The sequence below is a fragment of the Lichenibacterium ramalinae genome, from assembly GCF_004137085.1.
Taxonomy (GTDB): Bacteria; Pseudomonadota; Alphaproteobacteria; order Rhizobiales; family Beijerinckiaceae; genus Lichenihabitans; species Lichenihabitans ramalinae.
The window spans coordinates 91,377-104,765 of record NZ_QYBC01000008.1 but is presented as its reverse complement, the minus strand read 5'-3'; the positions used below and the strand labels follow the sequence as shown (position 1 = coordinate 104,765).

At 73.3% G+C, this 13,389-nt stretch carries 12 protein-coding genes; 5 read left to right on the top strand and 7 right to left on the bottom strand.

The window, feature by feature from the left end; all coding sequences use genetic code 11:
- Positions 1-10: 10 nt before the first annotated feature.
- Positions 11-910 carry a LysR family transcriptional regulator gene (locus D3272_RS11070; RefSeq protein ID WP_129219232.1) on the bottom strand — a complete coding sequence of 300 codons (900 nt, stop codon included), beginning with the start codon at positions 908-910 and terminating at the stop codon, positions 11-13.
- A gap of 93 nt (positions 911-1,003) precedes the next feature.
- On the opposite strand from D3272_RS11070, the gene D3272_RS11065 reads away from it, so the two are divergent.
- From D3272_RS11065 to D3272_RS11055, 3 genes are all read left to right on the top strand, one after another.
- Positions 1,004-2,164 carry a mandelate racemase/muconate lactonizing enzyme family protein gene (locus D3272_RS11065; RefSeq protein WP_129219231.1) on the top strand — a complete coding sequence of 387 codons (1,161 nt, stop codon included), beginning with the start codon at positions 1,004-1,006 and terminating at the stop codon, positions 2,162-2,164.
- An 84-nt stretch (positions 2,165-2,248) separates the two neighbouring features.
- Positions 2,249-3,505: a C4-dicarboxylate transporter DctA gene (gene dctA / locus D3272_RS11060; protein ID WP_129219230.1), complete on the top strand. Its 1,257-nt coding sequence runs from the start codon at positions 2,249-2,251 to the stop codon at positions 3,503-3,505.
- Between the two features lie 386 nt (positions 3,506-3,891).
- On the top strand, positions 3,892-4,110 hold the full coding sequence (locus D3272_RS11055) for a DUF2093 domain-containing protein (protein ID WP_129219229.1): 219 nt from the start codon (positions 3,892-3,894) through the stop codon (positions 4,108-4,110).
- A gap of 52 nt (positions 4,111-4,162) precedes the next feature.
- On the opposite strand, the gene lpxK is transcribed toward D3272_RS11055, so the two are convergent.
- The 5 genes from lpxK to D3272_RS11030 form a co-directional block, all read right to left on the bottom strand.
- Complete coding sequence (gene lpxK / locus D3272_RS11050; RefSeq protein ID WP_129219228.1) at positions 4,163-5,161, bottom strand: tetraacyldisaccharide 4'-kinase; 999 nt, start codon at positions 5,159-5,161, stop codon at positions 4,163-4,165.
- Complete coding sequence (locus D3272_RS11045) at positions 5,158-6,435, bottom strand: 3-deoxy-D-manno-octulosonic acid transferase (RefSeq protein WP_129219227.1); 1,278 nt, start codon at positions 6,433-6,435, stop codon at positions 5,158-5,160. The genes lpxK and D3272_RS11045 overlap by 4 nt, the downstream gene beginning before the upstream one ends.
- Positions 6,432-7,040 (bottom strand): lysophospholipid acyltransferase family protein, encoded by a 609-nt coding sequence (locus tag D3272_RS11040; RefSeq protein ID WP_245496507.1) that lies wholly within the window; start codon positions 7,038-7,040, stop codon positions 6,432-6,434. Before D3272_RS11040 ends, D3272_RS11045 begins: the two co-directional genes overlap by 4 nt.
- Positions 7,041-7,207: 167 nt before the next feature.
- Positions 7,208-7,453 carry a DUF4170 domain-containing protein gene (locus D3272_RS11035; protein WP_129219226.1) on the bottom strand — a complete coding sequence of 82 codons (246 nt, stop codon included), beginning with the start codon at positions 7,451-7,453 and terminating at the stop codon, positions 7,208-7,210.
- Positions 7,454-7,491: 38 nt separating this feature from the next.
- A complete protein-coding gene (locus tag D3272_RS11030) occupies positions 7,492-8,310 on the bottom strand; it encodes a 3'(2'),5'-bisphosphate nucleotidase CysQ (RefSeq protein WP_245496497.1) in 819 nt (272 codons plus the stop codon).
- A gap of 376 nt (positions 8,311-8,686) precedes the next feature.
- Between D3272_RS11030 and D3272_RS11025 the strand changes: the two genes are divergently transcribed.
- Positions 8,687-9,241 (top strand): DUF6101 family protein, encoded by a 555-nt coding sequence (locus D3272_RS11025; protein ID WP_129219224.1) that lies wholly within the window; start codon positions 8,687-8,689, stop codon positions 9,239-9,241.
- A gap of 48 nt (positions 9,242-9,289) precedes the next feature.
- On the opposite strand, the gene xseA is transcribed toward D3272_RS11025, so the two are convergent.
- The gene (xseA, locus tag D3272_RS11020; protein WP_129219223.1) at positions 9,290-11,092 is read right to left on the bottom strand and encodes an exodeoxyribonuclease VII large subunit; all 1,803 of its coding nucleotides are present in this window, start codon (positions 11,090-11,092) and stop codon (positions 9,290-9,292) included.
- A gap of 125 nt (positions 11,093-11,217) precedes the next feature.
- Between xseA and D3272_RS11015 the strand changes: the two genes are divergently transcribed.
- Positions 11,218-13,359, top strand: coding sequence for a molybdopterin oxidoreductase family protein (locus D3272_RS11015; protein ID WP_129219222.1), 2,142 nt, complete (start codon positions 11,218-11,220; stop codon positions 13,357-13,359).
- The last annotated feature ends 30 nt before the right edge of the window (positions 13,360-13,389 follow it).

Sequence of the window (13,389 nt, the reverse complement as noted above, 5' to 3'; positions counted from 1 at the left end):
GAAGCCGCCGTCACACCATGCGCGCCCAGAAATGCTCGGCGGCCTTGCCGATCCCATGTGCCGCGCGAAACAGGACGATGTCGACGTCGATGTCGAGCGACGGCGCCCCCGCCAGACGCAGCCGCCCTTCGACGAGATCCTCCTCGATCAGGCTGCGCGGCAACCACGCCACCCCGCGCCCGGTCAGGGCCATGCTTCTCAGCGACGCTGCCAGGTGGGAGCTGAACACCGAATGCCGGACCAACCCGGCATTGAGCTCCGGCCGAGCCGACGCCACGATCCGTCCGAGGCCGGACTGCTCGCTGTAGCTCAGATACGGCACCGATCCGGGATCGCCATCCGACGACCCGACCTCGGATCCCCGTCCGAGGTCGGGAGACGCGACCAGGGACAGCGTGTCGGCCCCGATCCGGACCGATCGGAAGCGCGACGGATCCAGCCGGACCGGGACGGCTTCGTGCCGGTGGCACAGGAGGAACTGGACCCGTCCCTCCTGGATCAGGGCCTCGCAGGCGCTCAAGCTGTCGGACGACAGTTGGACCGCTTCGAGGGGCTGCCCCCCTTCGAGGCTGCGGAGCCAGACAGGAAAGAAACTGAAGGACAGGACGTGGGTGGCGGCGAAGTGGAGCGCCGTCGTCGCTCGTGCGGCGGCCGCACGCGCGTCGGCCTGCCCCTGCATCAACGCCCGCAGACCGGTCTCGAAGGCGGGCGCGATGGCCTGGCCTGCCTGGGTGAGGGTGACGGGGGTGCTCCCCCGATGGAACAGCGGCGTGCCCGTCCAGTCCTCGAGCGCGCGAATGCGGCGGCTGAAGGCGGGCTGGGTCACGTTCCGGATGGAGGCGGCGCGCGAGAAGCTGCCGGTCTCGACCAGCGCCTTGAAGTCGAGGAGGTAGGCCAGATCGAGGGTCATGCCGGACGCGCATGCATTTCAAGGAGATCGGCATTGGCCCATGGGGCCGGGTGAAAGGCAAGGTCGGGGCAACAGTCAAAGGGAGCAAATGCCATGAGGATCGTCGACGTCCGTGAAGTGACGGCGCCCATCGCTTCGTCCATCGCCAATGCCTACATCGACTTTTCGAAGATGACGCTGTCGCTCGTGGCGGTCGTGACCGACGTCGTGCGCGACGGGCGGACCGTGATCGGCTACGGCTTCAACTCCAACGGGCGCTACGGCCAGGGCGGCCTGATCCGAGAGCGTTTCGCGCCTCGACTGCTGGACGCCGATCCCAGGAGCCTGCTGAACGACGGAGGCGACAACCTCGATCCCGACCGGATCTGGGCCACCCTGATGCGCAACGAGAAGCCGGGGGGTCACGGCGAACGCTCGGTCGCGGTCGGCACCATCGACATGGCGGTGTGGGACGCCGTCGCCAAGATCGCCGGCAAGCCCCTGTTCCGCCTCTTGGCGGAGCGCCATGGGCGGGAGGCGGATCCCAGGGTCTTCGTCTATGCGGCCGGCGGCTACTACTACCCGGGCAAGGGCATCGAGCAACTCCGGGCCGAGATGCGTTCCTATCTGGACCGCGGCTACACCGTCGTGAAGATGAAGATCGGCAACGGCATCGCCGAGGACCAGCCGCGCATCGAGGGCGTGTTGAAGGAGTTGGACGGCAAAGGGCAGCTAGCCGTCGACGCCAACGGCCGCCTCACGCTGGAGCAGGGCATCGCCTACGCCAAGATGCTGAGGGACTATCCGCTGTTCTGGTACGAGGAGGTGGGCGACCCGCTCGACTACGCGCTCCAGGCCGCGCTCGCCGAGTTCTACCCGGGCGCGATGGCGACGGGCGAGAACCTGTTCAGCCACCAGGACGCCCGCAACCTGCTGCGCTACGGCGGCATGCGGCCGGACCGCGACTGGCTCCAATTCGACTGCGCCCTGTCCTATGGACTGTGCGAATACCAACGCACGCTCGCATGCCTGGAGGTGGCGGGGTGGTCGCCGTCGCGCTGCATCCCGCATGGCGGCCACCAGATGTCGCTGAACATCGCGGCGGGCCTCGGGCTCGGCGGCAACGAGAGCTATCCCGACCTGTTCCAGCCCTATGGTGGCTTCCCGGACGGGGTGCGGGTCGAGAACGGCCACATCGTCATGCCGGAACTGGCCGGCATCGGCTTCGAGGGCAAGAGTGACCTGATCAAGGTCATGCGCGACCTGGCAGCGTGATGCGTCATGGCCATCACAGACACCGCGTCGGCATCGCTCGGCGATGCACGCCCTCCCGCGGGGGCTGAAGACGACATCAGCACCATGCGTCCTGTCCGGCGCAGCCGGTTCGGACCCCTCTGGTTGCAGGTGCTGGTCGCCGTCGTCCTGGGCGTCGTCCTGGGCGTCTGGCTGCCCGATACCGCCGCAGCCCTGAAGCCGCTCGGCGACGGCTTCGTGATGCTGATCCGGATGGCGCTGGCGCCCATCATCTTCGGAACCGTGGTGGTGGGCATCGCCCGCATGGGCGACATCCACGAGGTCGGCCGGGTCGGCGCCAAGGCGCTCCTCTATTTCGAGGTCGTCTCGACGGTCTCGCTGATCATGGGGCTCGTCGCGGTCGACCTCCTCCGACCCGGGGCCGGCATGAACGTCAACGCCGCGACGCTCGACGCCAAGGCGGTCGCCGGATACGCGACGACGGCCCAGCACCTGTCCGCCGTCGACTTCCTGCTCAACATCATCCCGACGAGCGTCGTCGGCGCCTTCGCCCGCGGCAACATCCTCCAGATCATCCTGTTCGGCGTCCTGTTCGGACTGTCGCTCGCCGGCTTCCGTGACCGGGCGAAGCCGCTGGTCGACATGCTCGACCTCGTCCTGCACGGGCTGTTCGGCATCGTCCGGATGGTGATGAAGCTGGCGCCCCTCGGGACGCTCGGCGCCATCGCCTACACGATCGGCCGGTACGGCATCGGCAGCCTGGTTCAGCTGGCGCAGCTCACCGGGGAAGTGTGGGGGGTGTCCATTCTCTTCGTGGTCGTCGTGCTGGGCGGCATCTCGAAGTCGGCCGGGGTCAACATCTTCAAGTTGATGCGGTACATCCGCGAGGAGATCCTGATCACGCTCGGAACCGCGTCGTCGGAAGCGGTCCTGGCGCCGCTTCTGGTCAAGATGGAGCGTCTCGGCTGCGCCAAATCCGTCGTCGGCATGGTCATGCCGGCCGGCTACACCTTCAACGCGGACGGCACGTCGATCTATCTCGGCATGTGCGCCATCTTCATCGCACAGGCCACCAACACCCCGCTGACCATCGGGCAGGAGGTCGTCATCCTGCTGACGTTGATGCTGACGTCCAAAGGATCGGCGGGCGTCGCCGGTGCGGGCTTCGTGACCCTGGCGGCGACGCTCGCCTCCATGAACCAGATCCCGGTGGCCGGCATCGTCCTCCTGCTCGGGGTCGATCGGTTCACCAACGCGGCCCGGGCCATCACCAACATCATCGGCAACTGCGTCGCGACGGTCGTGGTGGCGAAGTGGGAGAATGCGTTCGACAAGGCACAGGCTGAACGGGTGCTCGAGTAGCCGTCGCGGGTGCGGGCGCCACCGGAAGAGCGATGGCGGCGCCCGCACCTCCGGGTCGGCCCCGGTCCGTCCCGAAAGGTGTTCCCCGGCGCGGTGCCGCCACCATGTCGGCGCTGACGCGCCAGGAGAGGAGGACGGCGCCGACCGGTTCCTTGCAGGAGCGACGGCTCCGGCAACTCGGGAAACCTCGGCAAGCGGGACGTCCACCCTCGTGCCACCGTCGTATCGGAGCGGTCGAGCCTGCACGCTCAGCCCCGCCGTCCGGGTGACGAGGAGCCGGCGACAGCGTTCAAAATGACCTAACGTCAAGCCCCGACCCGACCCTGTTCAAGCGAATCCAATCGGCGTAAGCACCGTCGACGTCCCGATCCTAACCCCCTGGTCTCATGAATCGCTACGAGCGCCGCCCCGTCGCCGCCACCGAAGCCGAGCTCGAATACGGCGACGGAGAGTTCCGGGTGATCCGCCCGGGCTCCTTCGTCCGCTGCGCCGTCACCGGCGTCCCCATCCCGCTCGACGATCTCCGCTACTGGAACGTCGCCCTGCAGGAAGCCTACGCGTCCCCGCAGGCCAAGATGACCCGGCTCGGCATCGCCCTGCCCTGACGGTTTGCAGGCACGAGTCCGATAGGATCCGGAGGCCGCTCCGGCCCCACGCTCAGCCGGGCGCCGACACCAGGCGGCCCAAGGTTTCGCCGAGGGTTTCGGGATCGTCGAAGGCCAGCCTGATGGGCAGGACCTCGGTGGCGAAGCCGTCCGGCAGCCGCATCCGGTCCTTCTCGGTCGTCACCAGGGTGGCACCGGCCGCCGCCGCCGCCGCGAGGAGACGCTCGCGGTCCCGCGCCGAAAAGGCGTGGTGGTCCGGGAAGGCGATCCTGTCCACGGTCCGCAGCCCGGCCTCGGCGAGCGTGTCGAAGAACTTGCCGGGCCGCCCGATGCCCGAAAAGGCGAGGAGCGGCCGGCCGGCGAGCCGCCGCAGGGCGCGCGTGTCCGGTGCGACGCTGGCGCGGAGCACAGGCTTGCGACGCCGGGCCGCCTCGGCCGCGACGCTTTCGCCGGCATGGCCGGCGCCGACCACCACGACGAGGTCCACCGCCGGCCATTGACGGTCGAGCGGCGCCCGCAGCGGTCCGGCCGGCAGGCACAGCCCGTTGCCGACACCGACGGCGCCGTCCACCACCGCCACGGCGAGGTTCCGGGCGAGGGCGGGATTCTGCAGCCCGTCGTCCATCAGCACGATCGTGGCGCCCGCCGCGGCGGCGGCGCGCGCCGCCGCCACGCGGTCCCGGGCCACGAAGCAGGGCGCCGTCCGGGCCAGAAGCAGGGGCTCGTCGCCGACCTCCGCCGCGGCGTGCCGGGCCGGATCGACCCGCACCGGGCCGGGCGCGCCTCGGCCCCCGTAGCCCCGCGACACGAAGGCCGGCTCGTGGCCGGCCGCGAGAAGCTGCTGGGCGATCTCGATCGCCACCGGGGTCTTGCCGGCCCCGCCGGCGACGAAGTTGCCGATGCACACCACGGGCAGGCCCACCGGGGTGCCGGCCCCCCCCATGCGGCGGGCCGCGACCGCGCCATAGAGCGCCGCCGCCGGGGCCAGCGCGAGGGCGAGGGCGCCGGGGCGGGCGCGCCACCAGAAGGCGGGCGCGCGGCCGGGCCTCACGCCGCCACCCCGAGATAGGGGGCCAGCGCTTCCGCGGTGCGCGCCGTCGCCCCGCCCCGCCCCTCGACGGCTTCGGCGGCGGCGCGGGCCATGGTGCGGAGGCGGGCCGGGTCGCCCAGCAGCGTCGCCACGGCCTCGGCGAGGTGCCCGGCATCCAGCACCGGCGCGGCCCCGCCCGCCGCATCGAGCGCCGGATAGACGTCGGCGAAATTGGCCACGTGCGGGCCGTGCAGCACCGCGCAGCCGAGCCGGGCCGCCTCGATCGGGTTCTGGCCACCGCCGGGCGCCGCCAGCGAGTTGCCGACGAAGACGAGGTCGGCGGCGCGGTACCACAGGCCGAGTTCCCCCAGCGTGTCGGCGATGTAGAAGGCGGTGCCGGCGTGGATCGCGTCGCCGCGGGACCGCAGGGCCGCCGTGATGCCGCGCCGGTGCGCCTCGGCGAGCAGCGGGGCGCCGCGGTTCGGCTGGCGCGGCGCCACCACGGTGAGCACGTCCGGCACGTCGCGCCGGAGCGCCGCCTCCGCGTCGAACAGCGCCGCTTCCTCGTCGGCATGGGTCGAGGCCGCGACCCAAACCGGGCGCGGCCCGACCGCGGCGGTGAAGCGCGCCACCGCCTCGGGATCGGCGGCGGGGGCGGGCACGTCGTATTTCAGCAGCCCCGCCACCGCGACCCGCGCGGCGCCGAGCGCGCGGTAGCGGGCGGCATCGGCCTCCGACTGGCACAGGCACAGCGCCGTGCGGCCCAGCAGGGCGCCGATGAAGCCCGGCGCCCGGGACCAGCGCCGCGCCGAGCGCTCCGACATGCGGGCGTTGACCATCACCAGCGGCACCGCCGCCCGGTGCAGCCCATCGACCAGGTTGGGCCAGAGTTCGGATTCGGCCAGGACGGCGAGGTCCGGGCGCCAGTGGCCGAGGAAGCGCCGCACCGGCCCCGGCAGGTCGAGCGGGGCGAACTGGTGGATGACACCGCCCGGCAGGCGCCCCGCCAGCACGCGGGCGGAGTTCACCGTCCCGGTGGTGAGCAGGATGTTGCAGCCCCGCGCCATGAGGGCGTCGATCAGCGGCAGCAGCGAGACGCCCTCGCCCACGCTGGCGCCATGGAGCCAGACCAGGCGCCCGGGCGGGCGTGGCCGGCCGGCATGGCCGAGGCGCTCGCCGACGCGCGCCGCATCCTCCTTGCCGCGGCCGAGCCGCCAGGCGAGGAAGGGGCGGCCCGCCGGCTCCAGCGCGACGGTGGCGGCCCGGTAGGCGGCGAAGAGCGGCGAAGCCGTCATGGCGAGGCGCGATCCCAAACCTCGGGATCGATGGCCTCGGGATCGATGGCATCGGGATCCCGCGCTCCCGGGTCCCGCGCTCCCACCAGCGCGTAGGCGCGGGCGTGGACGGCGTCGAGGCCCGTCTCGACGGCGCAACGCGCCACCTCGAGGGCCGCGTCGTCGGCGTCGCGGGCGACCCGGACGGCATCGCCCAGCACCATGGCGCCGCGGCCGAAGGGCTTGCCCATGCTGGCCCGGTCCCAGGAGCGGAAATCGAAGCGGCGGCTCGTCACCACGGCGATCGGGTAGATGGGCCGCCCGGTGAGGCGGGCCAGCGTGACGATGCCGAGGCCGGCGCGGCGCGACACCTTCGGCACGTCGGCCGTCATCACCACGGTGCGCCCCTGCCCGAGGCTGCGCGCCATCGCGCGCAGGGCCGCGGCGCCGCCGTGCAGGCGCGTCTTCACGGCACCCTTGCCGCCGGAACCCCGGATGGGCTCGACCCGCATGCGCCGCAGGATGGCGGCATTGATCTCCCCGTCCTCGTGGCGCGAGATCAGCGCGGCGACCCGCGCCCGCGGCGGCCAGGCGTAATGCACCATGAAGTGCTGGCCGTGCCACATGGCCACGATGGCGGGGAGCTCCGGCGCGATGGCGTCGACGAAGCCGGGCGGCTCCTGGACGAAGCTGTTGGTGCGCCGGACGAGGCGCAGGTAGGCGCTGGCGAGCGCGCCCGCGGTCTCGATGACGGGCCGGGCGCGCCCGGCCGTCTTGAGGAGCGTCGGCGTCTTCAGGGCTTGGCGCCCGCGATCGCCGACGGGTCGAGGAAGCGGTGCAGGTGCACGACGAAGTAGCGCATGTTGGCGTTGTCGACGCTGGCCTGGGCCTTGGCGCGCCAGGCCACGACGGCGGCGGCGTAGTTGGGGAAGATGCCGACGATGTCGAGCTTGGCGGAATCGCGGAACTCCGTCCCGCCGATGTCGACGAGTTCTCCGCCGAAGACGAGGTGGAGCAAGGGCTTGGTCTGCTGGTCCATGGGTGGCCTCCGGGGTTGGGAGCGGATGCGGGCGCGGCTCAGCCGGCGCCGCCGAGCGTGCGCCGCCCGGCGGCCAGCAGCGCCGCGTGGAGGTTCGGCCCCGCCGCGTAGAGCGTGCGGTGGCGCGGGACGCGCTGGTTGTAGAGCAGCGGCCGCCCGTCGGCGGCGGTGAGCTGGGCGCCGGCCTCGTGCAGCACGATGTCGACGCCGGCGAGGTCCCAATCGTGCGAATCGGGCGACGCCACCGCGGCGTCGAGGCCGCCGCCCGCCACGGCGGCGAAGCGGCAGGCGAGCGAGGGGATGCGCGGCACGAGCGCCACCGGCACGGCCCGGGCCAGGGGCTTGATGAAGCCGTTGGGGGCCGACAGGCTGGCTCCGGCGAGCTCGGCCCGGTCCGACGCCCTGGCGGGCCTGTCGTTGACCCAGGCGCCGAGGCCGAGCGCCCCCGCATAGGTTTGGGCGAGGGCCGGCGCGTGCACGACGCCCACCACCGGGCGGCCGTGGCTGACTAGCGCCACCGACACCGCCCAATGCGGGTCCCCGGCGGCGAAGGAGCGGGTGCCGTCGATCGGGTCGACCACGATCACGTGGTCGTGCAGCAGCCGGTCGAGGTCGTCGGCCGTCTCCTCCGACAGCCAGGAGGCGCCGGGCACGGCCGCCCGCAGCCGGTCGTGCAGGTAGCGGTCCACCGCGAGGTCGGCCTCGGTGACGGGCGATCCTCCGGCCTTGAAATCGACCCGCGCCGCCGTCGCGGCCCCGTGGCGGAAGAAGTCCATCGCCATGTCGCCGGCCACGCGCGCGGCGTCGCGCAGGAGTTCGAGGACGGCGCGCGAGTCGGAAGGTGAGATGGAAGCCACGGCGCCGATCGCGTTGCTGCGGGGAGGGACGGGCCGGTCGGCCTCCCGCGAGGCATAGCGCGGGGGGACGGGGGCGTGCAAGCGCGCGGGGCAGCCCCTGCGTGGACCTTCCCCCGAACAGCGCAATCCGGGCGATCGCGTCGACGATTTCGACACCATCCCGGCCGATCCACCTCGATCAGTGCCGTTTCACTGAAGCTTAAGCACGCCCGTTAGGGCTTTGCGGGCCGCCATGAACCTAGTCTGACTGCAACGGAGGGCACTGACCCACCACAGTTTCAGTAAACTTCGAATAACGGTCCGGTAACGCTGCGGCGAACACTCGGGCTCATCGAACAGGTGCCGCCGAGGCGGCCGTAGCCATGCGAGACGTCCCATGACCAGTCCTGCCACTGCCGGAATCTTCGCGCGGATCGCCGCCAGCATCGACGCCCGCGGCGCGGCCGCCCCGGCTCCCGAAGTCCTGCAGGCCTGCGACAGCCGCGCCGACAACCGCCGGCGCAGCGTGCTGCTGTCCCGCGACCGCGTCACCATCGACCGGAGCTACCGGGGCATCGCCATGCGGCTGTCCGTGCCGGTGTCCGCCTACCGCGGCGTCTGCGTCGGGGTGAGGTCCGGGGAGAACGGCGGCTTCGTCTACGAGCTGCGCCTGGCGCACCGCGACCCGGATCTGTCGGTGTTGCTCGACGAAGCCCTGGACGAAAGCCGCATCTGGGCGGAATGGCGGGCCTCGGCCGGTTTCTTCGGCCTGCCCGCCCTCATCGAGCGCAACGACGGGCCGGAAGCCTGGGGCGCGGCCGCGGGCTCCGCCGACAGCCATGGCCGGCGCACGAAGCGCCGGCTCCGCCCCGGCATCGTGACCCGCCGGGCCGTGCGGCCCGAGGCCCTGGCCACGGTGCATCGCGAGGACGAGATCATCGCGCCCGAGTGACGAGGCCGCCCGCGGGGCGACCGCCGCACGCCCGCCGCGGCAGCGTCGTCAGAACAGGCTTCCCTGCCCCGGCGGTGCCGGCCGGACCTGGCGGGGTGCGGCCGGAGGCTTGGGTCGCCGGACGCGCGCCGCCGGCCGCTCCGGAGCGGCCGGCCCGGGGGGTTCGACCTCGCCGCCGCCGCCGGGCCCTCCGCCGCCGCTTCCGCGCCCGCCGCCGCCGTCCCGCCGGGGTTCCGCCCCGCCCGGCCCCAGCGCCGTCACCGCCAGCGCATCCTCGGCAAAGTCGATGCGGAGCCGCGCTCCCGGTGCCACGCCGGCGGCGGACCGCAGCGGCTGGCCGGCCTCGTCGCGCACGAGGGCGAAGCCGCGCTCCAGGACCGACCGGTAGCCCAGAGATCCGAGCAGCTGTCCCAGGCCCCCGAGGCGGGTGACGCGGCGCTCGTTGCCGCGGGCCGCCGCGCCGCGAAGGCGCTCGCCCAGCACGCCGACGCGCAGGCTGCGGCTCCGGTTTTCCTGCAGGGCCAGGGCGGCGCGGCCCTTCAACGCGGCGCCGAGCCGCGCCGCCACGGTCTCGAGCCGCTGGCGCCGACGCTCCTGCAGCAGGGCCGCGGCGCGCGCCAGGCGGGCATCGAGGCCGGACAGCCGCTCGGTCGCCCGCGCCAGCCGCGCCCCCGGGGATTGGCCGGCGAGGCGAGTGCCGGCGCGGGCCACAGCGAGCCGCCGGGCGTCGGCGCCCCGGCGCAGGGCGGCCGGCAGCAGGCTGGCGGCCCGATCGAGCCTTTGGCGCGGCTCGGCCAGGAGGTCCGGCCCGGACGGCAGGGCGCGGGCGCTGGCCCGGAGCGCGTCGCGCCCGGACGCGATCCGCCGCAGCATGGCCGACCCGTGGCGGGCGCCGAGCCGGTCGAGCCCGACGGCGAGTTCGGCCCGCACCGGCACGCAGATCTCGGCGGCGCCGGTCGGCGTGGGGGCGCGGAGGTCGGCGACGTGGTCGAGCAGCGTCCAGTCGGTCTCGTGGCCGACGGCGGAGACGAGCGGGATGCCGCAGGCGGCGGCGGCCCGGACCACGGCCTCGTCGTTGAACCCCCACAGGTCTTCGAGCGAGCCGCCGCCGCGCGCCACGATGAGCACGTCGGGGCGCGGCAGCGGGTCGCCGGGGCCGAGCGCGTCGAAGCCCCGGATGGCGCGGGCCACCTCTTCGGCGCTGCCGTCTCCCTGCACCCGCACGGGCCACACCAGCACGCGCCGGGGGAACCGGTCCGCGATGCGGTGCAGGATGTCGCGGATGACGGCGCCGGTCGGCGAGGTGACGACCCCGACCACGCCCGGCAGGAACGGCAGGGCGCGCTTGCGGGCGGGATCGAACAATCCTTCGGCGGCGAAGCGGCGGCGCCGCTCCTCCACCATGGCCATGAGGGCGCCGACGCCGGCGGGTTCGAGCGATTCGATGACGATCTGGTAGGCGGACTTGCCCGGAAAGGTCGTGATCTTGCCGGTCGCCACCACCTCCATGCCCTCTTCGGGCTTGACGCGCATGCGCGAGAAACTCGTGCGCCACACGACGGCGTCGATGCGGGCGCCCTCGTCCTTGAGGGAGAAATAGGCGTGGCCGGAGGAATGCGGTCCCCGGTAGTTCGACACCTCGCCCCGCACCCTGACGTATCCGAACCGCTCCTCGACGGTGCGCTTCAACGCACCGGAGAGTTCGGAGACGCTGACTTCCGGGGCGTTCGACAGGCGGCCGCCCTCGCCGGCGGCGGCTTCGTCCGGCGCCCCGCCGGTCGGCGCGTCGAAGATGGTGGGGGCGGCGGTCCTGCCGCGGGGGCTCGACCGAGCCGAAGGTCTGAGTGCCATGGGACCGGGATAGCACGCCGCCGGGGCGGGTGTCGCCGGTCTCGCCGGCCTCGGGCAGGGCGGCGCATGGCACGGCCGTTGCAGCGGTGCGCGGGCGGGCGTCGCGCCCCGACAACGGCAGGCCCATGAACCATCATCCCGGCGCGCCGGCCCCCTCGCAGGCCGCAGCCCTCAACGACCCCGCCCCGGTGCCGGTCGACACCCATTGTCCCTATTGCGCGCTGCAGTGCGGGATGACGCTGGTGCCCGACGCCGAAGGGCGCTTCAGCGTCGCGGCCCGGGATTTCCCGACCAACAAGGGCGGCCTCTGCCGCAAGGGTTGGACGGCGGCGGCGCTTCTGGTTTCGCCCGAGCGCCTGACGACGCCGCTGATCCGCGACACCAAGGGCGGGCCCTTGCGGGCCGCCGGCTGGGACGAGGCGCTGGACCTCGTCGCGGCGCGGTTCCGCGACATCCGGGCCCGTCACGGCGCCGACGCCGTGGGCGTGTTCGGCGGCGGCGGGCTGACGAACGAGAAAGCCTATCTCCTGGGCAAGTTCGCCCGCGTGGCGCTCGGCACCGCCAACATCGATTACAACGGCCGCTACTGCATGTCGTCGGCCGCCGCGGCCGGAAGCCGCGCCTTCGGCATCGATCGCGGGCTCCCCTTCCCCATGGCCGACATCGCCGAGACCGACGCGATCCTGGTGGCGGGCAGCAACCCCGCCGAGACGATGCCGCCCCTGATGCAGTATTTCGACGCGCAGCGGGCGCGCGGCGGGCGGCTGATCGTGGTGGACCCCCGCCGCAGCGCCACGGCCCAGCGCGCGACGCTGCACCTGCAGACGACGCCCGGCACCGACGGTGCCCTGGCGGCGGGCCTCCTCCACGTCGCGATCCGCGACGGGCTGACAGACCCGGACTTCATCGCGGCGCGGACCAGCGGGTTCGAGGCGGTGAGGCGCATCGCCGCCCAGCACTGGCCCGACCGCGTCGAGCGCATCACCGGCGTGCCGGAACGCCAGATCGTCGAGGCGGCCCACATCCTCGGCGAGGCCGCCACCGCCATGGTGCTGACCGGGCGCGGGCCCGAACAGCAGAGCCAGGGGGTCGACAACGTGTCGGCCTTCATCAACCTCGCGCTGGCGCTCGGCAAGGCCGGCCGGCCCCTGTGCGGCTGGGGGACGCTGACGGGACAGGGCAACGGCCAGGGCGGGCGCGAGCACGGCCAGAAGGCCGACCAGCTGCCCGGCTACCGCAAGATCGCCGACCCCCGGCACCGCGCCGAGGTCGCCGCCGTCTGGGGCGTCGATCCCGCATCCCTGCCCGGCCCCGGCCTTTCGGCCACCGAACTCCTCGACGCCACGGCGCCGGGCGGCGCCGTCAAGGCCCTGATGGTGCTGGCGTCGAACGTCGTCGTGTCGTCGCCGGCCGCGGCCCGCGTGGCGGAGAACCTGCGCGGCCTCGAACTCCTGGTGGTGTCGGACCTGTTCCTGTCCGAGACGGCGGCGCTCGCCGACGTGGTGCTGCCCACGGCGCAATGGGCCGAGGAGGACGGCACCATGACGAACCTCGAGGGGCGCGTGCTGCGCCGCGCCCGGGCCCAGGCGCCCCCCCCGGGGGTCAGGACCGATGCCGAGGTTCTCCAGGCGTTGGCACGCCGCCTCGGCTGCGCGGCCGACTTCTCCGCCGACGCCGAGACGGGCTTCGCGGAACTGCGCCGTGCCAGCCGCGGCGGCCTCGCCGACTATGCCGGCATCTCCTACGCGCGGATCGCCGCCGAGGACGGCGTCTTCTGGCCCTGCCCCGACGACGACCATCCGGGCACGCCGCGGCTGTTCCTCGACGGATTCGCCACGCCGGACGGGCGGGCGCGCTTCGCCGCCGTGCAGCCTCGCCCGGCCGCCGAAGTGCCGGACGACGACTTCCCCTACTGGCTGACCACCGGGCGCGTCATGGGCCAGTACCAGTCCGGCACCCAGACCCGCCGGGTGCCGGAGCTGGCCGCCGCCGAGCCCTCCGCCTTCGTCGAGATCCATCCGCAAACGGCGCGCGGCCTCGGGCTCGCCGAAGGCGACATGGCGCGGCTGACGACGCGCCGGGGCTCCATCGCGGTTCGGACGCGGCTCACGCCCGCCATCCGGCTCGACACGCTCTTCGTGCCCTTCCACTGGGGCGACGGGCAGTCGGCGAACGCCCTCACCCATGCGGCGCTCGACCCCATCTCGCGCATGCCCGAGTTCAAGGTCTGCGCCGTGCGGATCGTGCGCGACGCTCCGCCGCCCTGAAGCCGCACCCGCCCTGGCACGAGTTTCGCA

Excerpts from the sequence above, each read along its gene's own strand:
- D3272_RS11070 (WP_129219232.1), bottom strand. The coding sequence starts at position 910 with ATGACCCTCGATCTGGCCTACCTCCTCGACTTCAAGGCGCTGGTCGAG.
- D3272_RS11065 (WP_129219231.1), top strand. The coding sequence starts at position 1,004 with ATGAGGATCGTCGACGTCCGTGAAGTGACGGCGCCCATCGCTTCGTCC.
- dctA (WP_129219230.1), top strand. The coding sequence starts at position 2,249 with ATGCGTCCTGTCCGGCGCAGCCGGTTCGGACCCCTCTGGTTGCAGGTG.
- D3272_RS11055 (WP_129219229.1), top strand. The coding sequence starts at position 3,892 with ATGAATCGCTACGAGCGCCGCCCCGTCGCCGCCACCGAAGCCGAGCTC.
- D3272_RS11045 (WP_129219227.1), bottom strand. The coding sequence starts at position 6,435 with ATGACGGCTTCGCCGCTCTTCGCCGCCTACCGGGCCGCCACCGTCGCG.
- D3272_RS11040 (WP_245496507.1), bottom strand. The coding sequence starts at position 7,040 with ATGTGGCACGGCCAGCACTTCATGGTGCATTACGCCTGGCCGCCGCGG.
- D3272_RS11035 (WP_129219226.1), bottom strand. The coding sequence starts at position 7,453 with ATGGACCAGCAGACCAAGCCCTTGCTCCACCTCGTCTTCGGCGGAGAA.
- D3272_RS11025 (WP_129219224.1), top strand. The coding sequence starts at position 8,687 with ATGACCAGTCCTGCCACTGCCGGAATCTTCGCGCGGATCGCCGCCAGC.
- xseA (WP_129219223.1), bottom strand. The coding sequence starts at position 11,092 with ATGGCACTCAGACCTTCGGCTCGGTCGAGCCCCCGCGGCAGGACCGCC.
- D3272_RS11015 (WP_129219222.1), top strand. The coding sequence starts at position 11,218 with ATGAACCATCATCCCGGCGCGCCGGCCCCCTCGCAGGCCGCAGCCCTC.